The sequence below is a fragment of the Paenibacillus sp. FSL R5-0378 genome, from assembly GCF_038009285.1.
In the GTDB taxonomy this organism is placed as follows: domain Bacteria; phylum Bacillota; class Bacilli; order Paenibacillales; family Paenibacillaceae; genus Paenibacillus_AQ; species Paenibacillus_AQ favisporus.
The window spans coordinates 857,962-883,819 of record NZ_JBBPAY010000001.1 but is presented as its reverse complement, the minus strand read 5'-3'; the positions used below and the strand labels follow the sequence as shown (position 1 = coordinate 883,819).

Annotated in this window: 21 protein-coding genes and 3 rRNA genes; 21 read left to right on the top strand and 3 right to left on the bottom strand. The window is 50.8% G+C overall.

Annotated features, from left to right (window positions below; all coding sequences use genetic code 11):
• Positions 1-22 precede the first annotated feature (22 nt).
• The 4 genes from yaaA to gyrB all read left to right on the top strand — a co-directional run bounded on the left by yaaA (position 23) and on the right by gyrB (position 3,653).
• A complete protein-coding gene (yaaA, locus tag MKY74_RS03915) occupies positions 23-241 on the top strand; it encodes a S4 domain-containing protein YaaA (protein WP_076172508.1) in 219 nt (72 codons plus the stop codon).
• 56 nt (positions 242-297) lie between these two features.
• Positions 298-1,410, top strand: coding sequence for a DNA replication/repair protein RecF (gene recF, locus MKY74_RS03910; protein ID WP_076172510.1), 1,113 nt, complete (start codon positions 298-300; stop codon positions 1,408-1,410).
• A gap of 16 nt (positions 1,411-1,426) precedes the next feature.
• Positions 1,427-1,678: an extracellular matrix regulator RemB gene (gene remB / locus MKY74_RS03905; RefSeq protein ID WP_076172512.1), complete on the top strand. Its 252-nt coding sequence runs from the start codon at positions 1,427-1,429 to the stop codon at positions 1,676-1,678.
• Between the two features lie 64 nt (positions 1,679-1,742).
• Positions 1,743-3,653, top strand: a complete 1,911-nt coding sequence (gene gyrB, locus MKY74_RS03900) for a DNA topoisomerase (ATP-hydrolyzing) subunit B (RefSeq protein WP_076172515.1) — start codon at positions 1,743-1,745, stop codon at positions 3,651-3,653.
• A gap of 100 nt (positions 3,654-3,753) precedes the next feature.
• Here gyrB and MKY74_RS03895 read toward each other — a convergent pair whose 3' ends face one another.
• Complete coding sequence (locus MKY74_RS03895) at positions 3,754-4,584, bottom strand: YheC/YheD family protein (RefSeq protein ID WP_076172517.1); 831 nt, start codon at positions 4,582-4,584, stop codon at positions 3,754-3,756.
• A gap of 578 nt (positions 4,585-5,162) precedes the next feature.
• On the opposite strand from MKY74_RS03895, the gene gyrA reads away from it, so the two are divergent.
• The 6 genes from gyrA (at position 5,163) to MKY74_RS03865 (ending at position 14,971) form a co-directional block, all read left to right on the top strand.
• Entirely contained in the window at positions 5,163-7,727 is a 2,565-nt protein-coding gene (gene gyrA / locus MKY74_RS03890) for a DNA gyrase subunit A (RefSeq protein ID WP_076172522.1), read from the top strand.
• 163 nt (positions 7,728-7,890) lie between these two features.
• On the top strand, positions 7,891-8,994 hold the full coding sequence (locus MKY74_RS03885; RefSeq protein ID WP_076172524.1) for an HD-GYP domain-containing protein: 1,104 nt from the start codon (positions 7,891-7,893) through the stop codon (positions 8,992-8,994).
• A gap of 278 nt (positions 8,995-9,272) precedes the next feature.
• A 16S ribosomal RNA gene (locus tag MKY74_RS03880) occupies positions 9,273-10,825 on the top strand.
• Between the two features lie 201 nt (positions 10,826-11,026).
• A 23S ribosomal RNA gene (locus MKY74_RS03875) occupies positions 11,027-13,956 on the top strand.
• 60 nt (positions 13,957-14,016) lie between these two features.
• A 5S ribosomal RNA gene (gene rrf, locus MKY74_RS03870) occupies positions 14,017-14,133 on the top strand.
• Together the 16S, 23S and 5S rRNA genes form the textbook arrangement of a ribosomal RNA operon.
• Before the next feature lie 421 nt (positions 14,134-14,554).
• Entirely contained in the window at positions 14,555-14,971 is a 417-nt protein-coding gene (locus MKY74_RS03865) for a hypothetical protein (protein ID WP_076176639.1), read from the top strand.
• A gap of 101 nt (positions 14,972-15,072) precedes the next feature.
• On the opposite strand, the gene MKY74_RS03860 is transcribed toward MKY74_RS03865, so the two are convergent.
• Positions 15,073-15,597, bottom strand: a complete 525-nt coding sequence (locus tag MKY74_RS03860; RefSeq protein WP_076176640.1) for a hypothetical protein — start codon at positions 15,595-15,597, stop codon at positions 15,073-15,075.
• Positions 15,598-15,807: 210 nt separating this feature from the next.
• On the opposite strand from MKY74_RS03860, the gene MKY74_RS03855 reads away from it, so the two are divergent.
• The 10 genes from MKY74_RS03855 (at position 15,808) to rsmI (ending at position 23,686) form a co-directional block, all read left to right on the top strand.
• Entirely contained in the window at positions 15,808-15,993 is a 186-nt protein-coding gene (locus MKY74_RS03855) for a sigma factor G inhibitor Gin (protein ID WP_076176641.1), read from the top strand.
• Positions 15,994-16,301: 308 nt separating this feature from the next.
• Complete coding sequence (locus MKY74_RS03850; protein ID WP_076176642.1) at positions 16,302-17,981, top strand: aminotransferase class I/II-fold pyridoxal phosphate-dependent enzyme; 1,680 nt, start codon at positions 16,302-16,304, stop codon at positions 17,979-17,981.
• Complete coding sequence (gene tmk, locus MKY74_RS03845) at positions 17,978-18,607, top strand: dTMP kinase (protein WP_076176643.1); 630 nt, start codon at positions 17,978-17,980, stop codon at positions 18,605-18,607. Before MKY74_RS03850 ends, tmk begins: the two co-directional genes overlap by 4 nt.
• Positions 18,608-18,782: 175 nt before the next feature.
• Positions 18,783-19,112 (top strand): cyclic-di-AMP receptor, encoded by a 330-nt coding sequence (locus MKY74_RS03840; RefSeq protein WP_036712689.1) that lies wholly within the window; start codon positions 18,783-18,785, stop codon positions 19,110-19,112.
• 15 nt (positions 19,113-19,127) lie between these two features.
• Positions 19,128-19,571 carry a YaaR family protein gene (locus tag MKY74_RS03835; protein WP_076176644.1) on the top strand — a complete coding sequence of 148 codons (444 nt, stop codon included), beginning with the start codon at positions 19,128-19,130 and terminating at the stop codon, positions 19,569-19,571.
• Between the two features lie 139 nt (positions 19,572-19,710).
• Positions 19,711-20,685 (top strand): DNA polymerase III subunit delta', encoded by a 975-nt coding sequence (gene holB, locus MKY74_RS03830; protein ID WP_076176645.1) that lies wholly within the window; start codon positions 19,711-19,713, stop codon positions 20,683-20,685.
• A gap of 45 nt (positions 20,686-20,730) precedes the next feature.
• Complete coding sequence (locus tag MKY74_RS03825; protein WP_076176646.1) at positions 20,731-21,531, top strand: PSP1 domain-containing protein; 801 nt, start codon at positions 20,731-20,733, stop codon at positions 21,529-21,531.
• 29 nt (positions 21,532-21,560) lie between these two features.
• Positions 21,561-21,926: a DNA replication initiation control protein YabA gene (gene yabA, locus MKY74_RS03820; protein ID WP_076176647.1), complete on the top strand. Its 366-nt coding sequence runs from the start codon at positions 21,561-21,563 to the stop codon at positions 21,924-21,926.
• Positions 21,927-22,037: 111 nt separating this feature from the next.
• The gene (locus tag MKY74_RS03815; RefSeq protein WP_076176648.1) at positions 22,038-22,805 is read left to right on the top strand and encodes a tRNA1(Val) (adenine(37)-N6)-methyltransferase; all 768 of its coding nucleotides are present in this window, start codon (positions 22,038-22,040) and stop codon (positions 22,803-22,805) included.
• Positions 22,802-23,686, top strand: a complete 885-nt coding sequence (gene rsmI / locus MKY74_RS03810; protein WP_076176649.1) for a 16S rRNA (cytidine(1402)-2'-O)-methyltransferase — start codon at positions 22,802-22,804, stop codon at positions 23,684-23,686. Before MKY74_RS03815 ends, rsmI begins: the two co-directional genes overlap by 4 nt.
• 307 nt (positions 23,687-23,993) lie before the next feature.
• On the opposite strand, the gene MKY74_RS03805 is transcribed toward rsmI, so the two are convergent.
• Positions 23,994-24,248 carry an AbrB/MazE/SpoVT family DNA-binding domain-containing protein gene (locus tag MKY74_RS03805; protein ID WP_036712714.1) on the bottom strand — a complete coding sequence of 85 codons (255 nt, stop codon included), beginning with the start codon at positions 24,246-24,248 and terminating at the stop codon, positions 23,994-23,996.
• 323 nt (positions 24,249-24,571) lie between these two features.
• Here MKY74_RS03805 and MKY74_RS03800 point away from each other — a divergent pair, with 323 nt between their 5' ends.
• Positions 24,572-25,852: an HD domain-containing protein gene (locus tag MKY74_RS03800; protein ID WP_076176650.1), complete on the top strand. Its 1,281-nt coding sequence runs from the start codon at positions 24,572-24,574 to the stop codon at positions 25,850-25,852.
• Positions 25,853-25,858 lie beyond the last annotated feature (6 nt).

The following is a 25,858-nucleotide window of genomic DNA, read 5'->3' as shown; positions in this document are numbered from 1 at the left end:
GTCCACAGCGAAAGGATTCCTGATGAACAAAATAGTTATCCACAGTGAATATATTAAGCTTGATCAATTTCTGAAGCTCGCCAACTGCGTATCCACAGGGGGAATGGCCAAAGCTCTGCTGGCGGAGAACATGGTAACCGTAAACGGGGAGCCGGAAGACCGCCGGGGGCGGAAGCTGTATCCGGGCGATCAGGTCAAAGTGACGGACTGCGGCGAATTTGTGGTAGCACAAGAGGCATAAAGTGCCCCCAGGCCGCTGCTGTCGGCGGCGGCCGGCGAAGATGGGGAGGATAAGGCGTGTTTGTTAAAAATATCAGTCTGCAGCATTATCGCAACTACGAGAAGCTGCAGCTGGATTCTTTTGGAGACGTAAATCTGCTGATCGGACAAAATGCCCAAGGCAAAACCAATTTGCTGGAGGCTATTTTTGTGTTGGCATTAACCAAAAGTCACCGGACCTCAAAAGATCGGGAGCTGATTTCGTTTGAAGGAGGAAGCGCGCATCTGTCCGCGGTTGTGGATAAGAAGTACGGTCCGCTTACCCTCGATTTGACGATGTCCCCACAGGGGAAGAAGGCGAAGATTAACGGACTCGAGCAGCGGAAGCTGAGCGATTTTATCGGTGCGCTGAACGTGGTGATGTTTGCCCCGGAAGATTTGGAAATTGTGAAAGGCACACCGGGCATCCGCCGGCGGTTCCTTGATATGGAGATCGGCCAGGTCCAACCGGGATATCTCTATCATTTGCAGCAGTACCAGAAAGTTCTTAACCAGCGGAACAACCTGTTGAAACAGATGTGGGGGAAAGACAGCGTGAAGCCGGGCATGCTGGAAATCTGGGATCAGCAGCTCGTAGAGCACGGTGTTAAAATCATCAAAAAGAGGAAACAATTCATAATAAAGCTGCAGAAGTGGGCGGAAACGATCCACCAAGGCATCACAAGCGGCGGAGAATCGCTGAAGCTTGTCTATCAGCCGTCGTTTGGCGACGCCGAGGAGGAAGATGAAGCTTATCTTTTTGAACAATTTATGTTAAAGTTATCACAAGTGAAGGATCAAGAAGTGCGCCGCGGGATGACCCTTGCCGGGCCTCACCGCGACGACATGGCCTTTTTCATTAACGGCAAGGAAGTCCATACGTACGGTTCACAGGGACAGCAGAGAACGACCGCTCTGTCTCTTAAACTGGCTGAAATCGAACTGATCCAGGAGGAGATCGGAGAGTATCCGGTGCTCTTGCTGGATGATGTGCTGTCCGAGCTTGATCCTTACCGGCAAACGCAATTGATTGAGACTTTTCAGAGCAAGGTTCAAACCTTTATCACGGCGACGGGAATCGAAAGTTTGAATGCCGATAAACTGAAGAACGCGAACATCTATCATGTTCATGCGGGACAGGTCGACTCTTAAGGAATGGGGAATGGTTATGTATATCCATCTGGGCGGTGAAAAAATCATCCGTTCTGCGGAGCTGGTTGCGATCTTTGACATTTCGATCGAGAAATCCTCCAAAATATCAAAGCAGTTTGTTAGCCATGCCCGGCAGGAAAAGAACGTGGAGTACATCGGCGAAGAGGAAGCCAAATCCATCGTCGTGACGAAGAGCACCGTCTATTACTCTCCAATTTCCTCATCCACGCTTAAGAAGCGGGCGAATGTCTTCTTCGCCAACGCTTAGGACACTGTGAACGCAGGTACACTCCAATCAGCAAACGTAGAATATATAGAAGTAGGTGACAGGCATGTCTATGAATCAACCGCAATATGATGAGAGTCAGATTCAGGTTCTGGAGGGTCTGGAAGCCGTCCGCAAACGGCCGGGCATGTATATCGGATCGACCAGCGTCAAAGGACTCCATCACCTGGTCTGGGAAGTGGTGGACAACAGTATCGACGAGGCGATGGCGGGCGTATGCGACCATATCGAAGTCATTGTCCACAAGGATAACAGCATCACGGTTGTCGACAACGGGCGCGGTATTCCGGTTGGTGAGAACGAGAAATTGAAAAAGTCGACCCTTGAGGTCGTCATGACCGTGCTTCATGCCGGTGGTAAGTTCGGCGGCGGGGGATATAAGGTATCCGGCGGCTTGCACGGCGTGGGCGTATCGGTTGTTAACGCATTGTCCACCAAAGTCGTTGTCCAAGTTAGGCTGAATGGGCATATTTATCAGCAGGAATACCGGCGCGGGGTGCCCCAGTATGATGTCAAAGTCATCGGGGATACCGACGAGCACGGTACGACCGTTACCTTTCTGCCGGATCCGGAAATTTTCACGGAGACTACGGAATACGACTATAATACTCTCTTGACGCGGATTCGCGAGCTGGCCTTTTTGAACAAAGGCATTGCTTTGACGCTGACGGATGAGCGTACGGGAGCTTCCAACTACTTCAAGTACGAGGGCGGTATTATCGAATACGTCAAGTTCCTGAATGAGAAAAAGGAAGTTCTTCATGAAGAGCCGATCTATGTAGAGGGCTCACGGGACAACATTCAAGCAGAGATCGCGCTGCAGTACAACGAGAGCTACACCGAGAACATTTATTCTTTTGCGAACAATATCAATACGCATGAGGGTGGAACCCACGAATCCGGCTTCAAGAGCGCCTTGACCCGGATTATTAACGAATATTGCCGCAAGAGCGGCCTCGTCAAAGACGGCTCCAATCTGTCCGGCGACGATGTGCGCGAGGGCCTGACAGCCATTATTTCGGTCAAAATTCCGGAGCCGCAGTTCGAAGGCCAGACGAAAACCAAACTCGGCAACAGTGAAGTCCGCGGCATCGTGGAATCGCTCTTCTCCGAGAAGCTGTCCGAGTTCCTGGAAGAGAATCCTGCCGTATCCCGGCGGATCTTGGAAAAGGCGCTGCAGGCATCCCGTGCGCGCGAAGCTGCACGTAAAGCCCGTGAATTGACGCGACGCAAGAGTGCGCTTGAAGTCAGCGCCCTTCCCGGCAAGCTGGCGGACTGCTCCTCGAAGGATGCGTCCATTTGCGAGCTGTACATCGTCGAAGGGGACTCTGCGGGCGGATCCGCCAAGCAGGGACGCGACCGGCATTTCCAGGCGATTTTGCCGATCCGCGGTAAAATCCTGAACGTTGAGAAGGCGCGTCTCGACCGCATTTTGTCTAATTTGGAGATCCGGGCGATCGTAACAGCGATGGGTACGGGCATTGGCGACGAAGACTTCGACCTCAGCAAAGCCCGGTATCACAAGCTCATTATCATGACCGACGCCGATGTCGACGGCGCGCACATTCGCACGCTGCTGCTGACGTTCTTCTACCGGTACATGCGCCAGCTGCTGGAAGCGGGATACGTATACATCGCGCAGCCGCCGCTCTTCAAAATTGAGCGCAACAAGACGGTCCGTTATGCCGGTTCCGAGAAGGAGCGCGATGAAATCATCGCTGAGTTCGGAGAGGGAGCCAAAGTTAATATCCAGCGGTATAAAGGTCTGGGAGAGATGAATCCGGAACAGCTGTGGGAGACAACCATGGATCCGGAGAGCCGCACCATGCTGCAGGTGACGATTGAAGACGCCATGCAGGCAGACCTTATTTTCGACACCCTAATGGGTGACAGCGTTGAACCGCGGCGTGATTTTATTCACGAACACGCAAAAACAGTTAAAAATCTGGACATTTAAGCTTTGAAACCCACCTTAACTTGTTGGTGAGTCCAGTCCTAGATGATATAGACAGACAAAACAAGAGAAGTTTCCGGAACCGGAGCTTCTCTTGTTTTTGTTAATAGCTGCCTCTCCTTTTACTTTTGCCGGGGAGCCTTCCGTAGTTGATCGCATACCGTTCTATGCGGCGGTAGATGCTTTTATCCTTGAAGAACTTTTTAAACGGAAAGATGGCCGGGAGCGTATTCACTTCAAGGATCCAAGGATTGAGTTGTTCGTCGATGGCTACATCAAGACCGATTTCCTTAATGCGGGGGAATTGGGTCTGCAGCTGCTGTGCAGTGGCTACACCCAGCTCTAACAGCTTTCGTTCCAATAGCGGGGATTCTTCAGGGCTTACGTTCCCTTCGAGCAGCTCGTTCAGCAGGCGTACGGAACCTCCGCCATGGTAATTCGTGATGATCATGTTCTTAGCGGCCACCCGGCCGATGATGCCAGTGGTTTCCCAATGGCGGTACGGCGTTTTTTGGGTCAGAATTCTCAGATCAAACTGGCGCTCCTCGTACTTCAAAGTCACGATCCCCTGCTGAATAATATAAAATTTTCCTCTTGTGTGCCTGAGTATGGCCAGATGCAGCGCATCGAGGTTCGGGTACGTCTCGGAGCGTGTGCCGTAGCGCAAAGTATATTCCACTCCAGTGTGGGGAGAGCCCTCGGGGGGCTGCTCGCCAGCTGGAGCGTCAGGTTCACCGTTCCGCTGTACGTTCATGACCCCGTTGCCGTATGTGCCGCGGTCCGGCTTAATGTATACAAGAGGTGTGTTTTCAAGCATATTACCCAGCGTGGTGCGTGTATATTTTTGCGTTAAGGGAATGTAAGGAGATACCTGTGGACTCTGTAAAAGGACCTGGGTTTTCGCCCATTTGCTTGCAACACGTTGAATCGCCAAGAAATATCATCCTTTCTACGTGATTGGCCTTGTTATGTGCTTGTCGGCCGGAGCTTCTTCTCCGCGGTTCACAGGCGTAAAACATAGGACAAGCAAGCAAAACAATGGTATAATATAAAGATGTGGTGTTTTGTTTGCTCAAAACAGCACTAGGCGTCCCTATTGCCCTACCAGTATATGTGGAAAAGGCACAGAAGGCCGGGCGAATCCCTAGAGAAACGGAACTTGGGCAGCTGCGGAGCCGGCGGCGCTCAAACGTTTAATTGTGCTCTTTTTGTGAAAGTAATATAATAAAGGTTGGTGGGTTTGCGGATTCTCGTCCGTTGATTTCACCTTTTCGGCCCTGCGGTTATGCGTTTTTCGGTTCGCTTGGGCAAGATGGAATTGAACTTTTACAGGCTTTGCATAAGCCTGAAAGTTATGGGAGATTTTGCGGAAGTACGGGCGCTGGGCCCAGCCTGCAAAGACTGTACGTCGATAGACGTTTTTCCTCATATATTGATTTTTTATTTGCTGTACTAAATGAATCGTCTGAAAAGACATGTTAGTGGTTTGATAGAAATTGGAGGAGGTCCACCATGGCGGAAGAAAGAGGCTCGCAAATCAAAGATCGGGACATACGCGACGAAATGCGCGAATCCTTTATGGATTATGCGATGAGCGTCATTGTTTCCCGGGCTTTGCCGGATGTGCGGGACGGGATGAAGCCGGTTCACCGGCGTATCCTGTACGCGATGTCGGAGCTCGGTATGTATCCGGATAAACCATTTAAGAAATCGGCGAGAATCGTGGGTGAGGTCATCGGTAAGTATCACCCGCATGGTGACTCGGCTGTATACGAGTCCATGGTTCGTATGGCACAGGATTTTTCGATGCGTTATATGCTTGTTGAAGGCCATGGAAACTTTGGATCCGTTGACGGTGACTTTGCCGCAGCCATGCGTTACACCGAAGCGCGTCTTTCCAAGATCGCCATCGAGATGCTGCGCGATATCAACAAAGAGACAATTGATTTTACCGAAAACTATGATGGCGAGGAACTGGAGCCGGTTGTGCTTCCTGCACGTTATCCGAACCTGCTGGTCAATGGGGTATCGGGAATCGCGGTCGGTATGGCCACCAATATTCCACCTCATAACTTGAGCGAAGTGATTGATGGCGTACAGGCGCTCATTAAGAACCCCGACATTACGTCACTGGAACTGATGGAATATATCAAGGGTCCTGACTTCCCTACCCGAGGCTTCATTTTAGGCCGGCAGGGAATCCGCCAGGCATATGAGACTGGCCGTGGATCCGTCACGATGCGGGCCAAAGCCGAGATTGAAGAAGTCAACAATAAAGCGCGCATCATTGTGACCGAGCTGCCTTATCAGGTCAATAAAGCGCGTTTGGTCGAGAAAATCGCTGAGCTCGTGCGCGAGAAGAGACTCGAGGGCATTACCGATCTGCGGGACGAATCCGACCGGACCGGTATGCGAATCGTTATCGAGCTGCGCCGTGATGTCAATCCGAGTGTCATGCTGAATAATCTGTACAAACATACGGCACTGCAATCCACGTTCGGCATCAACATGCTGGCGATCGTGAACAAGGAGCCGAAGGTTCTGACGCTGCGCGATGCGTTGTACTATTATTTGCAGCACCAGATTGAAGTTATCCGCCGCCGGACCGAATATGATCTGAAAAAGGCGGAAGCCCGCGCTCATATTTTGGAAGGCTTGCGAATCGCACTTGACCATCTGGATGAAGTCATCTCGATTATTCGTTCTTCTCAGACGACGGAAATTGCCCGTGACCGTTTGATCGAGCGATTCAGCCTAAGCCTCGAGCAAACCCAGGCCATTCTGGAAATGAGACTCCAGCGCCTGACCGGTTTGGAGCGTGAGAAAATCGAGGGCGAGTACCAGGAGCTTATGGTGAAGATTGCCGAGTACCGTGAAATTCTCGCGAATGAAGAGCTCGTTCTGGACATTATTATGAATGAGCTTCAAGAAATCAAGGAGCGCTTCGGCGACGAGCGCCGCACCGAAATTACCGTTGGTGAAGAGAGCATTCTGGATGAAGACCTGATTCCGCGTGAAGAAGTGGTTATCACGATCACGCATACGGGATACATCAAACGTCTGCCTGCCAATACCTATCGCAGCCAGAAACGCGGCGGACGCGGGGTGACAGGGCTTGATATGAAGGATGAGGACTTTGTCGAGCATCTCTTCGTTACCAACTCGCATAATTACCTGATGTTCTTCACGGATCGGGGTAAGGTGTACCGCCTGAAAGCGTACGAAATTCCTGAACTCGGCCGTACCGCCCGGGGAACGGCGATTATTAACCTCATTCAGATCGAACAGGGAGAGACGATCAATGCCGTGATTCCGGTCTCTGAGTTTGAGGATGACAAATACCTGTTCTTCGTTACCCGCAGCGGGGTTGTGAAGAAGACGCCTCTCGAAGATTACGTGAATATCCGCAAAGGCGGCTTGATCGCGATCAACTTGCGCGAAGACGACTGCTTGATTGAAGTCAAGCTGACGGATGGTAAGCAGGAAATGATAATGGGTACAGCCCACGGCATGTCCATCCGCTTCTCTGAGCATGATGTACGGTCGATGGGGCGCGGAGCGACAGGGGTTAAAGGGATTACCCTGGATGAAGGCGACTCGGTGATCGGCATGGACGTCATCGATAAAGAGCTGGATGTCCTGATCGTAACGTCCAAGGGATACGGCAAGCGTACCCCTGCCAGCGATTACCGTTCGCAAACGCGTGGCGGTAAGGGGATTAAAACCATCAACGTCACGGACAAGAACGGACCGGTGGTTGGGCTGAAGGTCGTGAAGTCCGAGGAAGACCTGATGATCATTACCACCAGCGGCACGTTGATCCGGACCAGCATGGAGGGAATCTCCACGATGGGACGCTACACACAGGGCGTGAAGCTGATTAACATCCGTGAGGATGATTCTGTAGCGACCGTATGCCGCGTAGATAAGAGCGACGATCCGGACGATGAAGACGTAGTCTTGATCGAAGGGCAAGAGGTCGGCAACGGATCGGAAGAAGGCGCGGAGCCTGACGACACCGGAGCACCTGCACCTGAAATGACGGATGCTTCGAATGAGGCACCGGACGAAGAATAATTCCGTCAATACGACAAAAGCTAGGAGCATGAGTCTGATTCTATCAGATTCATGCTTTTTTTCTTGGCTTCATATGGCAAGCAGGCAATTGTACAGCGTTCTTATCCGTAATATAATTGGTGTATATTACCACCATATGAGTCGGAAATGAGTGAATGGATCAATGGCCAGCGTATCGATTACAGAAATCAAACCCGGTTTAAAATTATCCAAGGATGTTCACACGCCATTGGGCGGATTGCTGCTTCAGAAGGGAACCGTACTGCTGCCGAGAGACCTGGAAATCCTTCGTGCATTTATGGTACAGTCGGTTGACGTTGACAACGGAGAGCAGGAAACGAAGAGTTCCGCTGACAGCAGAGCGGCGATACCGCAGCGGAGCGTCCCTTCAGTTCAGGCCCGAAAAGACTCAGTAACAACCGTCCAACGCTCCAGTTTTCTAGAGGAATATGACAGAATGATTCAGCTGGTAAAAAGCACATACCCTTCCGTCATTGCGGCAGAGATCCCGATTTTTGAACTCAGGGGCCAGTTGGAGGCCCTTATTTCACAGATTAAGGACTATAATTTATTAACCTTTTCGCCAAGAAGCATGAGCGAGTATGACTATATTTATCACCACGCGGTCCTTTGTGCGTTGTCATCCTATCAGCTGGCCAAATGGATCGGGTTACAGCAGAAGGATTGGATGCAGGCTGCTTTTGCAGGGTTATTCCATGATATCGGTAACTTCAAAATCGATCCGGCCGTATTGTACAAGCCACAGCCTCTTACCGCAGAGGAAGTTGGAGAGATGAAGAGACATACCACCTACGGCTATCAACTGCTTAAAAATGTAACAGCCATTAATGAAGGCGTACGCTTGGCTGCTCTGCAGCATCATGAAAAGGTAGACGGGTCAGGGTATCCTCTCCGGCTGGATGGAGGTAAGATTCACATCTATGCGAAAATTGTTGGGATCGTAGATATATTCCACGCCATGACGCTGAATCGCATATACCAGAAAGCCCAATCTCCGTACCTGGTGCTGGAACAAATTCATGCAGAGGCTTTTGGTAAGCTGGATCCAGGCATCGTTCGCACATTGATCAGCAAAGTGACAGAATTTCATAACGGTACCGTTGTCCGATTAAGCAATGATCAGATTGGAGAAATCGTCTTCACGGACCGCAATCATCCGACACGGCCTATGGTCTCTGTCAACGGACAGATTATCAATCTGATACAGCAAAGACAATTATGTATCAACGAAATTATTTCTTCATAAATAGTTGACTTCATATTAAAGGCTGTGTTATATTATTTCTTGCCCTCTTAAAGCAGGAATGTTGATAACACAGCTTTTTAAAAGAAGTATAAAAAAAGCTTGCAAACTTGCTGAGAGCATGATATACTATAAAAGTTGCTGAGGCGATGAGCTTCCGGTAACGAAACGAAGTTTGATCTTTGAAAACTGAACAACGAGTGAGTATAAACGCGATGGTCTTATGACCGGAGCGATTGAGATTAAATCAATCTCGTCAGATTCAAAATGAGCTACAAACTTTCTTGGAGAGTTTGATCCTGGCTCAGGACGAACGCTGGCGGCGTGCCTAATACATGCAAGTCGAGCGGACTTGATGGAGAGCTTGCTCTCCTGATGGTTAGCGGCGGACGGGTGAGTAACACGTAGGCAACCTGCCTGCAAGACCGGGATAACCCACGGAAACGTGAGCTAATACCGGATATCTCATTTCCTCTCCTGAGGGAATGATGAAAGACGGAGCAATCTGTCACTTGCGGATGGGCCTGCGGCGCATTAGCTAGTTGGTGAGGTAACGGCTCACCAAGGCGACGATGCGTAGCCGACCTGAGAGGGTGAACGGCCACACTGGGACTGAGACACGGCCCAGACTCCTACGGGAGGCAGCAGTAGGGAATCTTCCGCAATGGGCGAAAGCCTGACGGAGCAACGCCGCGTGAGTGATGAAGGTTTTCGGATCGTAAAGCTCTGTTGCCAGGGAAGAACGTCCGATAGAGTAACTGCTATCGGAGTGACGGTACCTGAGAAGAAAGCCCCGGCTAACTACGTGCCAGCAGCCGCGGTAATACGTAGGGGGCAAGCGTTGTCCGGAATTATTGGGCGTAAAGCGCGCGCAGGCGGTCATTTAAGTCTGGTGTTTAAGGCCAAGGCTCAACCTTGGTTCGCACTGGAAACTGGGTGACTTGAGTGCAGAAGAGGAGAGTGGAATTCCACGTGTAGCGGTGAAATGCGTAGATATGTGGAGGAACACCAGTGGCGAAGGCGACTCTCTGGGCTGTAACTGACGCTGAGGCGCGAAAGCGTGGGGAGCAAACAGGATTAGATACCCTGGTAGTCCACGCCGTAAACGATGAATGCTAGGTGTTAGGGGTTTCGATACCCTTGGTGCCGAAGTTAACACATTAAGCATTCCGCCTGGGGAGTACGGTCGCAAGACTGAAACTCAAAGGAATTGACGGGGACCCGCACAAGCAGTGGAGTATGTGGTTTAATTCGAAGCAACGCGAAGAACCTTACCAGGTCTTGACATCCCTCTGACCGGTCTAGAGATAGACCTTTCCTTCGGGACAGAGGAGACAGGTGGTGCATGGTTGTCGTCAGCTCGTGTCGTGAGATGTTGGGTTAAGTCCCGCAACGAGCGCAACCCTTGATTTTAGTTGCCAGCACTTCGGGTGGGCACTCTAGAATGACTGCCGGTGACAAACCGGAGGAAGGCGGGGATGACGTCAAATCATCATGCCCCTTATGACCTGGGCTACACACGTACTACAATGGCCAGTACAACGGGAAGCGAAGCCGCGAGGTGGAGCCAATCCTATCAAAGCTGGTCTCAGTTCGGATTGCAGGCTGCAACTCGCCTGCATGAAGTCGGAATTGCTAGTAATCGCGGATCAGCATGCCGCGGTGAATACGTTCCCGGGTCTTGTACACACCGCCCGTCACACCACGAGAGTTTACAACACCCGAAGTCGGTGAGGTAACCGCAAGGAGCCAGCCGCCGAAGGTGGGGTAGATGATTGGGGTGAAGTCGTAACAAGGTAGCCGTATCGGAAGGTGCGGCTGGATCACCTCCTTTCTATGGAGAATCGCTTCCTGCGATGGAAGCATTCAAATACTAAATCTAGCCGGTCGGCTAGTTACTCACTCGTTGGTCAGTTTTGAGAGTTCAAACTCTCAATTTGATCCTTGAAAACTAGATAACGAAACGAATCTGCGTTTTAGAAATATCCTTTTAGCTGAACTTGTGTCACAACAAGTTAAGTTTTAAAAGTAGCATGGTTAAGCTACTAAGAGCACACGGAGGATGCCTAGGCGCTAGGAGCCGATGAAGGACGTGGCGAACAACGATACTGCCTCGGGGAGCTGTAAGCAAGCTTTGATCCGGGGATGTCCGAATGGGGAAACCCGGCTGATGTAATAGTCAGTCACTCATAACTGAATACATAGGTTATGGTGAGGCATACCAGGGGAACTGAAACATCTAAGTACCCTGAGGAAGAGAAAACAAGAGTGATTCCGTCAGTAGCGGCGAGCGAACGCGGAACAGCCTAAACCGGTCAGCTTGCTGGCCGGGGTTGTGGGACGTCTCACATGGAGTTACAAAGGAATTGGTTAGGCGAAGAGGTCTGGAAAGGCCCGGCATAGAAGGTAAAAGCCCTGTAGCCGAAAGTCAGTTCCCTCCGAGACGGATCCCGAGTAGTGCGGGGCACGTGAAACCCCGTATGAATCTGGCAGGACCATCTGCTAAGGCTAAATACTCCCTAGCGACCGATAGTGAAACAGTACCGTGAGGGAAAGGTGAAAAGCACCCCGGAAGGGGAGTGAAATAGAACCTGAAACCGTGTGCTTACAAGAAGTCAGAGCCCTGTTTATGGGTGATGGCGTGCCTTTTGTAGAATGAACCGGCGAGTTACGTTCCCGTGCAAGGTTAAGGTGAGAAGCCGGAGCCGCAGCGAAAGCGAGTCTGAATAGGGCGATTAAGTACGTGGACGTAGACCCGAAACCGTGTGATCTACCCCTGTCCAGGGTGAAGGTGCGGTAACACGCACTGGAGGCCCGAACCCACGAATGTTGAAAAATTCGGGGATGAGGTGGGGGTAGCGGAGAAATTCCAATCGAACTCGGAGATAGCTGGTTCTCCCCGAAATAGCTTTAGGGCTAGCCTCGGTGAATAGAGTCGTGGAGGTAGAGCACTGATTGGGTGCGGGGCCCGCAAGGGTTACCAAGCTCAGTCAAACTCCGAATGCCATTGACTTGTAACCGGGAGTCAGACAGTGAGTGCTAAGATCCATTGTCAAAAGGGAAACAGCCCAGACCATCAGCTAAGGTCCCCAAGTGTGTGTTAAGTGGGAAAGGATGTGGAGTTGCACAGACAACCAGGATGTTGGCTTAGAAGCAGCCACCATTGAAAGAGTGCGTAATAGCTCACTGGTCGAGTGACTCTGCGCCGAAAATGTAACGGGGCTAAACACACCACCGAAGCTATGGCTTGATGCTTTGCATCAGGGGTAGGGGAGCGTTGTATACAGCGTTGAAGGTATACCGTAAGGAGTGCTGGAGCGTATACAAGTGAGAATGCCGGTATGAGTAACGAAAAGATCAGTGAGAATCTGATCCGCCGAAAGCCCAAGGTTTCCTGAGGAAGGCTCGTCCGCTCAGGGTAAGTCGGGACCTAAGGTGAGGCCGACAGGCGTAATCGAAGGACAACAGGTTGAAATTCCTGTACCACCGTAAACCGTTATGAGTGATGGGGTGACGCAGGAGGGTAGTGACGCGAGCTGATGGATGCTCGTCCAAGCAGTGAGGCTGGTGTGTAGGCAAATCCGCACACTATTAAGGCTGGGCTGTGATGGGGAGGGAAAATTACAGTACCGAAGGTCATGATCTCACACTGCCAAGAAAAGCCTCTAACCAGGTGAAGGTGCCCGTACCGCAAACCGACACAGGTAGGCGAGAAGAGAATTCTAAGGCGCGCGGAAGAACTCTCGTTAAGGAACTCGGCAAAATGACCCCGTAACTTCGGGAGAAGGGGTGCCCCGGTAGTGTGAATAGCACGAGGGGGCCGCAGTGAAAAGGCCCAAGCGACTGTTTAGCAAAAACACAGGTCTGTGCGAAGCCGCAAGGCGAAGTATACGGGCTGACGCCTGCCCGGTGCTGGAAGGTTAAGGGGAGCGGTTAGGGGTTTACCCCGAAGCTGTGAACCGAAGCCCCAGTAAACGGCGGCCGTAACTATAACGGTCCTAAGGTAGCGAAATTCCTTGTCAGGTAAATTCTGACCCGCACGAATGGCGTAACGACTTGGGCGCTGTCTCAACGAGAGATCCGGTGAAATTTTAATACCTGTGAAGATGCAGGTTACCCGCGACAAGACGGAAAGACCCCATGGAGCTTTACTGCAGCTTGATATTGGATTTGGGTACGATCTGTACAGGATAGGTGGGAGCCTTTGAAACCTGAGCGCCAGCTTGGGTGGAGGCGCCGTTGGGATACCACCCTGATCGTATCTAGGTTCTAACCTGGTACCGTGATCCGGTATGGGGACAGTGTCAGGTGGGCAGTTTGACTGGGGCGGTCGCCTCCTAAAGAGTAACGGAGGCGCCCCAAGGTTCCCTCAGAATGGTTGGAAATCATTCGAAGAGTGCAAAGGCAGAAGGGAGCTTGACTGCGAGACCTACAAGTCGAGCAGGGACGAAAGTCGGGCTTAGTGATCCGGTGGTACCGCATGGAAGGGCCATCGCTCAACGGATAAAAGCTACCCTGGGGATAACAGGCTTATCTCCCCCAAGAGTCCACATCGACGGGGAGGTTTGGCACCTCGATGTCGGCTCATCGCATCCTGGGGCTGAAGTAGGTCCCAAGGGTTGGGCTGTTCGCCCATTAAAGCGGTACGCGAGCTGGGTTCAGAACGTCGTGAGACAGTTCGGTCCCTATCTGTCGTGGGCGTAGGAAATTTGAGAGGAGCTGTCCTTAGTACGAGAGGACCGGGATGGACGTACCGCTGGTGCACCAGTTGTTCCGCCAGGAGCATGGCTGGGTAGCTACGTACGGACGGGATAAGCGCTGAAAGCATCTAAGCGTGAAGCCCCCCTCAAGATGAGATTTCCCAGTATGTAAGACCCCTTGTAGACGACGAGGTAGATAGGTTGGAGGTGGAAGTGCAGCAATGCATGGAGCTGACCAATACTAATCGGTCGAGGGCTTATCCAAAAAAATATAAAACACAGATTCGTTTCGTATCTAGTTTTCAGGTGATCAAACACTTGAACGTTTGGTGGCGATAGCGGAGGGGTTCCACGCGTACCCATCCCGAACACGACCGTTAAGCCCTCCAGCGCCGATGGTACTTGGACCGAAGGGTCCTGGGAGAGTAGGACGTTGCCAAGCGAAGGACCACTGTTGATGAATATCAACGGTGGTTTTTTTGTTTTTAATTATGTGTATGAGAGAAAATGGGTTATGAAATACAGATCCTATCGTATTCATTAACAAGAAGGATTGAATTTTTTATTCATGGAATACATCCTGTAGGCTAGACGACATGATAAAATTGGCCGTTAGGGAAGTCTTGAGAACATAGGATTCGGGATGGACATGATATGGGTTTATGAATCTTTTGTCATTAGAAAAGATCGAGACACCGCAGCTGCCTATTCGCTATCATGCATAAGGTTTGTATACTCTCCAAACGAAGTAACATTTTTGTTACCGACAGGGCAGAAGTAGTCAGTATAATATGTATGTACATGTTTGGGGGTGCCTAAGAAAACTGAATAATTATTACTTTTGCGATATAAGGAGGACATACATGCTCAATAGACCGTGGCTGCATGCTCTTCTTGTGTTTGGAGTCGTCTGTTTGCTGCTTACCGGCTGTATGAAAAGCGAGCCCTCGTGGACATCCTTTGAAGGAGCTGCGAACGATAAAACCTTTCCGGTACCGAAGGAAGCGAACCGTACTGATCGGACATCCGGTAATTCTAAATTAGACTATGTACGCTATTCGATGAAAGGCCTCAAAGAAGATGAACAGATTCCGGAAGCTTACTTGAATAAGATTAAAGAGTGGGGCTGGAAGGAAAAAACGGAGGAGGCCGAAGGGAACTCGCACGTTTTTGAGAAGCAGAGCCGGGTAATTAACTTAACCATTCATAAAGATTATTTTACGGTGACCGTTTTAACTAAGGGTAAGGCGACAGTTGAAAGTGTGGATACCGATTTATAGTGACCTGCATCCAAGGATGCGGGTTTTTTAATTATGCGTGCAAGCCAAAGGCCCCTCTGTGTAAGAGGGGCCTCCAAGTTCATCATAATGATGACGAGTGGCTACTGCTGATAATAGGAGATGTCCTGTGCGTTCAGTTTAATCATGCCGTCTTTACGCAGCTTCAATAAACGAAGAAAAGCATAATATTGCGGAAGCAGGAACCAGAGATGCCAGAACAGCAAGGACAGTGTGAAGGGAACCGGTGACCAAAACATGATCACAGCCAGCAGGAGCAGGCCAAATCCAGTGATATAGATATAGACTCTCCGAAACAGGCGGTAGCTGATATGTTGATCGGTGATATACCCGAGCCATGGCAGCCGCAGCGAAAATTTCCATCGTTTACGAAACGGTGTTCCTGATAACAGCAGGACCGATCGGGAGATAACATAATGGATCCAGAGCATAACCGGTGCGGCGAGAACAAAATAGAAGCAGCTGGTCCAGGAAATGACGATCATGAATGAAATCAAAGCTATGTAGGGAAGAAGCAGATATAGGCGCACGAGCAGCCGGGAAACCGGTATTTTTTTGATTAATTTATAGTGGTAAAAGGTTGCGTTAACGTGATTCTCATCCGGCATGGAGAACGCTCCACCTCCTAGAGGTCTTTAATTCATATATCGGCTGATTGAAAGACTTTTTTTAAAATTCCTGTACAGACACTCGCGGGGATTGCGGGGAATATGTATGTAAGGAATCAAAGGGGGATATGAAACCACTATGAAAAGGTTTAAAATAATAGAAAATGAGTCATACTTGATAGTAATTAATGAAATAAGGTGGGATGGTTGATGGAAAATCAAACCGAACACGTCTGTATTATTTGCGGGCAAGTCAAAGAAGAAGGAATCACCATTATATCACAATTTATTTGCGAAGAGTGCGAATGTGAAATGGTGCATACAAATGCCGAAGACGCCAAATACCATTATTTTATCCATCAGATGAGACAAATCAATTTACAGACCAACGCGTAAGCAGGTATTTTGTACAGGGGGACAGCGGGAAGCTGTCCCTTTTTTGCATAGAAAAAGGTTATAAGCACCTAAAAGCCGCGGTGACTCAGCCGCCCCTGGTTCGCAATAGAAACTGCTGATACATCTGGTCTGGCTACCACGAATGTACGTTGGTAGACGTTTCTTTTCAAGCGGTTGCGTAAATTGTGCATTTATCTAAGTAAATGCCCCACTATTTCTAGTGACTTTATACGGTGACCGTTAGCCGGATGATTCAATATGCGATAAAATAGGGTAGAGATTGAAACCGGAAGGGATTATGGCTGGGGATGAAAAAGCAACATGTGAACAAGGAACGTGCACCTATATACGAGATGATGCAGGAGATGAAAGATAAAGCCTATTCCTCATTTCATGTACCCGGACATAAAAAAGGACAGGCCTATACCGAATCCGGGGGAGCCGGATTTCTGCAGAATGTGCTGCAGGCGGATTTGACTGAAATCACAGGGACAGACGATCTACATCACCCGGAGGGCGTGATCCGGGAGGCGCAAGCGCTGGCGGCGGATTGTTTTGGAGCCGAGGAGAGCTTCTTCCTGGTTGGCGGGAGTACATCCGGAAATATAGCGCTGATTCTGACGGTCTGCAGCAAGCCGGGGGATCTGCTGATCGTCCAGCGGAATGTCCATAAATCGGTGATCCATGGACTGATGCTGGCGGGGGCGAAGGCGGTCTTTATCCAGCCGGAGCCCGATCCGGTCAGCGGACTGGCAGTAGCCCCGTCCGCAGCGACCGTCACCGCCGCCTTGGCCGCCTATCCGCAGGCCAAGGGCGTGTTGGTCACCATGCCGAACTATTACGGCATGGGCAGCGACTTGGCGCCGCTTGCGGAGGCGTGCCACCAGCACGGGGTACCGCTGCTGGTAGACGAGGCGCACGGCGCCCATTACGGGCAGCATCCGCGGCTGCCCGGAAGTGCCTTGGCCAGCGGAGCAGACGGCGTCGTACAGTCGACGCACAAAATGCTGGCCGCGCTCACCATGGGAGCCATGCTGCACGTCCAAGGGCCGCGGATCGACCGCGGCCTGCTCCGCCAGCGGCTCGCCATGGTGCAGAGCTCGAGCCCATCGTACCCGATTATGGGCTCGCTGGACCTGGCCCGGCGCCTGCTGCATGTGCAGGGCGCCGGCGCCTTCACGGCGGGGCTCGCCGCCGTGGACGCCCTGGTGCGCGGCCTGGCGGAGCTGCCGCGCTTCAAGCTGCTGCACCCGCAGGGGCAGCAGCCCCAAGACGCCGCCGGCGCCGCATCGGCGGGCAGCACTGCGCAGGCGGCCATCCGCCCTCCGGCAGCCGCATACACCACGCAGGACCCCTTCAAGGTCGTCATGTATGACGACACCGGCGTCCTGAGCGGATATGAGCTGCAGGAGCGGCTTGAGGCGTATGGCTGCGTACCGGAGATGAGCGATGACCGATACGTGGTCTTGGTATATAGCTTGGGGTCCACCGAGGAAGACACCCGTCACCTTCTGGATGCCCTCCGGCATATAACTGTAGAGAAGGCGGACGCCCAGAACTCAGCAGATGCCTCACCGGCAGCTGAAAGCCGCCATTCCGTTCAGACGGAGGCGGAAAAAGATTCAAGTCTAACGGGAGCGTCCAGCCTGCCCAAGACGCAAGGCAGCCCTGCCGAATTTTCCACGTGGAACATTTTAGCCCAGGCCACCGTCTCAGAGCCTATTCCATTCGGCCTGCAGCCCATACCTGCTGAAGATACCGAAACGGTCTCTCTTCGGGAGTGCGCGGACAGAACCGCCGCAGAAATGATTATTCCGTATCCTCCGGGAATCCCGTTACTGTATCCGGGAGAGCGGATCACCGAGGATACGGCAGCAAGGCTTCGCGTCCTGTCCAATGCGGGAGCGAAGTGCCAGGGGGCGGCAGATCCGAATCTACGAACGATTATTGTATATAAGAAAAACAGAAAGCAGGGAAGCCATTTATGACTGGTCCAGGAGCATTTATTACGCTGGAAGGAGGCGAAGGGTCCGGGAAGACAACCGTGATCGGAAAAATTGGTGAATATTTTAACCGGCTCGCCATCCCCTATATGATGACCCGAGAGCCGGGAGGCATTGAAATTGCCGAGAAAATTCGGGAAATTATATTGAATCCGTCCCATACGGCCATGGATGCCCGAACCGAAGCGCTTCTGTATGCTGCTTCAAGAAGACAGCACCTTGCTGAAAAGGTGGAGCCTGCCCTGGAGAAAGGCCTCACGGTGATCTGCGACCGATTCGTCGACAGCAGCCTGGTTTATCAAGGATATGCCCGCGGACTTGGCATGGATGAAGTGTGGGCCATTAATCAATTCGCCATTCATGACCGGATGCCGGATCTCACCTTTTATTTAGATATCGAGCCGGAGACCGGACTGCAGCGGATTGCGGCAAATCAGGGACGCGAGGTCAACCGCCTGGATCTTGAAGGTTTATCTTTTCATCAGAAGGTACGGGAAGGTTATCATATCATCGCATCCCGTTATCCGGAGCGCATCGTCGTCATTGATGCTTCCAAAGAGCAGTCTGCCGTGGAACAGGATATCATCCGTGTGCTTCAGGAGCGATTTTAAAGGATTTTTGAGGATCTTTGTCAAATAAGTACAGTAGCAGCCTGCAGCTATATAGAATGAACTAAATTAATGATGCAAATGTGGACATCAATGTTAGTTTATTAGATTATTACATCTTACTTTGGTTCAATCTATATGGATGGGCAGGTCTAAATAAGCGAGGAGGGAATGCAAGATGAAACTGATCGTTGCGATTGTACAGGATAAGGACAGCAACCGTTTGTCGGCAGGTCTGGTCAAGGCGAACTTCCGGGCGACGAAACTGGCGAGTACCGGCGGGTTCTTGCGGGCAGGTAACACCACATTTATGATCGGGGTGGATGACAGCCAGGTTGAAGCCGTGATGAACGTCATCCGCAGCAGCTGTAAGGTTCGGGAACAGCTCGTCACTCCCGTAACCCCGATGAGCGGTACGACCGATTCATATTTGCCGCTCCCCGTAGAGGTTCAAGTCGGCGGTGCTACCGTGTTCGTTCTGCCGGTTGACCGTTTCGAACATTTTTAAGGCAGGAGATATCCATTGAAGATTAATCCGGGGTTCAGACCCCTAAAGAGCGATTTGCAGATTAACGAGGGCAATGCGAAGCAGATTCAGCCCAAATCGTTTTCCGATATCATGCAGCAGCACGGCGAGAAGGTATCGCAGGAGGAGCTTGACCGCCGGTTTAAAGAGATTCAGATGCAGGGAGACCGCCTTGCTAGATCGATGACGATCCGCGAGTTGAAGGCCTACCGTATGCTGGTCAAACGGTTTCTGGAGGATACGGTCCGCCGTGGAGTCCGGATGAAGGAAGCTCGTGGCTGGGACCGCAGAGGCCGGGGCAAGCGCTACAATCTGATTGATGAAATCGACTCGGCCCTTTTGGGGCTGGCCGATGATATGCTGGAGAGCGAACAGGGGAAAATCGAGCTGCTGCAGCGGATTGGGGAAATCCGCGGTATGCTGATCAATTTGATGTTCTGACAGATTAGAAGAAATAGGAATAGGTAAAGCCCATCGTACATGATAAACTATAGGTATAGATAGAATGCCGTATTGTAACATCGATGCGCCGGCCAGGCGATCCGTCTTCCGGTCCATCGATATTGGGAAGAGAGGAAATATGTCTTTTGCAGATATTGCGGGTCAGGATGCGGCAAAGCAAATGCTGCAAAACGCCCTTCGCCGAAACTCCGTCAGCCATGCTTATATATTCAGCGGTCAAGCGGGGAGCGGGCAGATGAAGACGGCCCGGACGTTTGCCCAAGCACTCTTCTGTACTACGCTTGAGGACGACGCCTGCGGACAATGCCTCGAATGCCGCAAAGTGGAACACGGCAATCACCCCGATCTTCATCTCCTTGCTCCGGATGGATCGTCTATCAAAATCGACCAGATCCGCGACTTACAGCGGGTCTTTTCCTATCGCTCGGAATCAAAGAATCCGAAGGTATATATTATCGACCAGGCTGATACGATGACCGTGCAGGCGGCCAACAGCCTGCTGAAGTTTCTTGAGGAGCCGCCCATTCCGGCCGTGGCGATTTTGATTACGGAGAATGGACAGGCTCTGCTCCCAACGATTCAGTCGCGCGCGCAGCTGGTGCCTTTTACCCCGCTCAGCCCCGGGTTGATGCTGCAGACGCTGGTGGATGAAGGATACCCTTCACCGCTTGCCAGATGCGCCGTTCACCTATCGTCGGGACTGGACGGATGCCGCGAGCTGATGGAGCAGAATTGGTTTGCAGAAATTAGAAACGTAGTGTTACAATTAGGGAAGGAAGCTCTAGGCCGCGGCAGCTCCGCTCTGGTGACCGCAGGGCAGAAGGTGTTCAAAGCCGGGTTATCCGATCACTTGGATACACTGCTTAATTTGTTTCATTTGTGGTTCAAAGATATGCTTCACGTTCAGTACGGTAAGCACGAAAGTATCGTTTTCATAGATCAGTTGGACTTTTTGTCTACACATGCTTTAACCCGCAGCACGGCACAATGGGTCTCCTATATGGATTTAGCCGCAGAATGCAGGAAAAAATTGCGCTACAATGTGAATAGCCAACTCTGTCTTGAACAGTTTTTAATCGGTTTGGAAGGATAGCTTCAAGGCTAGCCAATGGTCTCTGGCATATAAGGGGGTTAGTTTTTGTACAGTGTAGTGGGTGTCCGTTTTAAAAAGGCGGGCAAAATTTATTATTTCGATCCGCTCGATTTCCCGATTGAGAAGGATAACAGCGTTATCGTCGAAACGGCGCGCGGTATCGAATACGGCAAGGTTGTCGTTGGAAAAAAAGAGGTGCAGGAATCCGATGTGGTCCTCCCGCTGAAGAAGGTCATCCGGATCGCCGGTGATTCTGACGCACGGGTTGTGGAAGAGAACAAGCAGGCCGCCAAGGATGCTTTTGCCACCTGTTTAAATAAAATCCGCGATCACGGCCTCAAGATGAAGCTGGTGGATGTGGAATTTACGTTTGACCGAAATAAAATTATATTTTATTTTACGGCTGAGGGAAGAGTGGATTTTCGCGAGCTCGTCAAGGATCTGGCCGGTATTTTCCGGACGCGGATCGAGCTTAGACAAATTGGTGTGCGTGACGAAGCCAAGATGCTGGGCGGTATCGGCCCATGCGGTCGCATCCTTTGCTGTTCGTCCTGGCTCGGCGATTTCGAGCCTGTATCCATCAAGATGGCTAAAGACCAGAGCTTGTCGCTGAATCCGACCAAAATTTCCGGCTTGTGCGGAAGACTCATGTGCTGTCTGAAATATGAGCATGATAATTATGAAAGTGTGAAGGAAGAGCTGCCATCAGTAGGCAAAATCGTCATCACATCGTTGGGAGAAGGCAAAGTGGTCGGTATCAATGCCGGCAGCCGAAGCGTCCATGTCCAGCTGTTTGAAATCAGCAAGGTCAAGGAACTGCCATTGGATGATGTTGTCATCAAGTAAACCGTAGAGGTTACTTTCGGGGTGGAAACTTGGAAAAGAAAAATATTTTTGCACACATTCAAGAGATGGAAACACAAATGGAGCAGGTTCACAGTGATCTGGGTGAAATGAAGCTTCTCATCAAAGAGCTGCTGGAGGAAAACAACCGCCTGAGCCTGGAGAATGAGCAGCTGCGCAAAATATTAAAAGGAGCCATACCGGAGGAAGGATCCCCGCTGCCACAACCGGCCCATGCCACAGCAGAGCAGGAGCATGAGATCGAGGACGTGGTGGGGGAAGGATACGACAACCTCGCGAGGCTGTATCACGAAGGTTTCCATATATGCAACGTCTATTATGGACATTTGCGCACAGAAGGCGATTGCCTTTTCTGCCTGTCTTTTCTGAATAAATGAAGCCGTAGGATAACTCCCTACGGTTTTTTTTCAATGTTTTTATGGTTTACAATGGTTTTATGTAAAGTACCAAGGAAGGTTACCCTATGCTGCAGAGAAGGAAAATGAAGAATGAAAATTGATAAATCACAGGTAAGCCTGCGGCCGACGGAACGTCTCGACGATCTGCTGACGCATGATTTGCATATTATCCAAAGCGACGAAGTGTTCAGCTTTTCCATGGATGCGGTACTTCTGGCACGCTTCGCGGGAATTCCGGCCAAGGGGAGAGTGCTCGACCTGTGTACGGGCAACGGTGTCATTCCGATGCTGCTCACCACCCGTACTGCGGCGGCCATCGAAGGTATTGAAATTCAGCCCCGTCTGGCGGACATGGCCCGGCGGAGCGTGGAGCTGAACGGCTTGAATGACCGGGTTCTCATCCGCGAAGGCGATTTGCGGGAGCTGCACAAGGAGACCGGTCACGGCGTATATGACGCCATTACAGTCAATCCGCCCTATATGCCGCTGAACGGCAGCGATATCAAGCTGAATCCTCACCAGGCGATCGCCCGCCATGAAATCAGCTGCACCTTGGAAGAGGTTATTCAGACCTGCTTCAGATTGGTCAAGCCCGGAGGGAAAGTCAGCATGGTTCATAAGCCGCAGCGGCTTGCAGACATTATATCGCTGATGCGGCAGCATCGGCTGGAGCCGAAACGGATTCGCTTTGTTCATCCGAGGGCCCACTTGGAGGCGAATATGGTGCTGGTCGAGGCGATGAGGGAAGGCAAGCCGGAGGTGCGGTTGCTGCCGCCGCTCATTGTATATAATGAGAATAACAGCTACTGCCCGGAAATTCTGGATATTTATTATGGAGCTAAAGAGGGAAAAGAATGAGTCTGAGCATACAAAGCAGTTTTCAGGAAAAAGAAGAGGGCGCGCCGGGTTCGTTATACCTGGTGGCCACGCCCATCGGCAATTTGGAGGACATGACGTTTCGGGCGGTAAAGACGCTAAAGGCCTGTGACATCATCGCCGCAGAGGATACAAGGCAGACGCGCAAGCTGCTCACCCATTTCGACATTTCCCCGTCGATGTTGTTCAGCTATCATGAGCATAATAAGGCGGCAAGCGGACCCGAATTAATACGCTATATAATAGAAGGAAAAAATTTGGCTCTTGTCAGCGATGCCGGTCTGCCGGCGATTTCCGACCCCGGGGCCGATCTCGTCCAGCTGGCGTTGGAACAAGGGATTTCCGTTATTCCGGTCCCGGGTGCCAATGCTGCATTATCCTCCCTGATCGTGTCGGGACTTCCGACCGAGCGCTTTACGTTTATCGGTTTTCTTCCCCGGGAACGCAAAGAGATTCAAGCGGTGCTGGAGCCGCTGCAGGCGGCATCCGGAACGCTGCTGTTTTACGAATCGCCTCATCGGGTAATGAAGACACTCAAGGCCATCCTTGAAATTCTCGGCAATCGGAGAATTGTGCTCGCCCGTGAGCTGACCAAGCGATATGAGGAGTTTGTCAGGGGAACCATTGAAGAATGCCTCGAGTATCTGGAGGAGCATGCTCCGATTGGCGAATACTGCCTCGTACTGGAAGGCGCAGATCCGAAGGAGGAGCAGAAGCAGCGGGATGCTTGGTGGCAGGAGCTGACGGTGGAAGAGCATGTGGAGCATTACGAAGGGGAAGGGTTGCCAAGGAAAGACGCCATGAAGAAGGCAGCCGCCGATCGTGGTGTTTCCAAAAGAGATGTGTATAACGCGCTATTGTAATAAATGCAGTGGTGAAGGAGCAATAGGTAGAAGAGAGTAATTTGGTGGGTAAACCACATTTTTGAAAAGACAGTCGCCTTTTATAGGGATGAAAGTTTTTCCGAGGTTAGGGAATTTGTGGCAAAATGGAAGCAGCCGGAGTTAGGATGCATCGTGCGGCTGCTTCTCTTCTCCTTGTAGCGGTCATCCCGCCGACAATCAAAAAAAATGCCTCCCACGGCCGGGTTCTAAGCCGAGGAGACACCAAGGAGATATGAAAAAGGTTAGAATTAACAATTTGAATTACTCTTATTATATACTAAAAATCTTAATTTGTCACAGGTGTTGGGATTTCTGATATGCAATCGTGACAAACAATTTTTCCTTTGAAGTAAGTAACATTCTCGGCATTGCCGCAGAAGATGCAGGCCGGTTCGTATTTCTTGAGCATAATACGTTCTCCGTCCACGTAAATCTCAAGTGCGTCTTTCTCTCCAATGCCCAAGGTACGGCGCAGTTCAATGGGGATAACTACCCGACCCAGTTCGTCTACCTTTCTTACAATACCAGTTGATTTCATCATAACTGATCATTGCTCCTCTCGCCATAGTTTTAAAATGTCATAATTCGACAACGTTCTCTCTTTAATGATATCAATAATACCAACGATTCCCAAAACAGTCAACCAGTAAATTTGGTTCAATAACCTTACAAATAGCATAACAGCTAGGAAATCACTCATATCAGGATTCTTTTCCAATTATATCGCCTTGGTAGTATAATGTCGATTTGGAAAACCTTAATTCTGCTTATTTCGACATGTATCGACATCAATTGTCAAAAATATTTCAAAATTAAAACACTTAACAACCCGAATTTCACAAAATGAATGGAGTTGACCTGAACATGAACCCACTAAGTGAGGAAAAAGTCTTTAAAGATCCGGTTCACAATTATATTCACGTCCAGGACTCCACGATTTGGAGGCTTATTAATACGACCGAATTTCAGCGCTTGCGGCGGATCCGGCAGCTTGGAACCTCGTATCTGACGTTTCATGGAGCGGAGCACAGCCGTTTCTCCCATTCTTTAGGGGTATATGAGATTACACGGCGGATTATTTCGCAATTTGAGCGCAGCGGATATCCGGATTGGCCAAAAGAAGAGAGGCTGCTGACGCTGTGTGCGGCGCTGCTGCACGACCTGGGACACGGCCCCTTTTCCCATTCGATTGAAGAGGCCTTTCATATGAATCATGAAGACTGGACGCGCCGGATTGTCACCGGAGATACGGAAGTGAATGATATTTTGAGCGAGATTGCCCCGGACTTCCCGGACAAGGTATCCGCCGTCATCGCGAAGACCTATAATAAACCGATTGTGGTGAACCTCGTTTCGAGCCCCTTGGATGCCGACCGGATGGATTACCTGCTTCGGGATGCCTATTACACCGGGGTGAACTACGGTACGATTGATATTGACCGTATTCTGCGGATGCTCCGTCCTTACCAGGGGAGAGTGGTGGTCAAAGAGTCCGGGATGCATGCCGTGGAGGATTATTTAATGTCCAGGTACCAGATGTACTGGCAGGTCTACTTCCATCCGGTAACCCGCAGTTCAGAAATTATTTTGCGCCAAATTTTCCGGCGGGCCAAGGAGCTGTACCACGATGGTTATCCATTTGGCTTTATGGTCGAGCCGCTGCCGCAGCTCTTTGAAGACAAACTGGACGTGCAGGCTTATCTGAAGCTGGACGAGGCGCTGATTCAAACGGCCTTCCTCCAGTGGTCCTATGAGGACGACCGCATACTCAGCGAGCTGTGCACCCGATTTATGCACCGCAAACTGTATAAATATGTAGAAATGGACTCCGTCGATTTGGAAATGATCGATGAAATCCGCCGGGAGTTTGGACAAGCCGGAATGAACCCGGAATATGATCTGGAGATTGATTTTCCGACCGATCTTCCTTACGATGTATTTCGTCCGGGTGACGAGTCGAGCCAGAAACAGATCCTGCTGCTCGACCGCCAGGAGCAGCTGCGGGAAATATCCGAGGTGTCGGATATTGTCCGTTCCATCAGCGGCATTCACCGCGGGAAATATCACTTGTATTATCCGGAAGATAAACTGGAGAAGGCGATAACCGATCTTTCTCCTTCGATTTCTCGTATTTTCAAGCTTTAATGACAA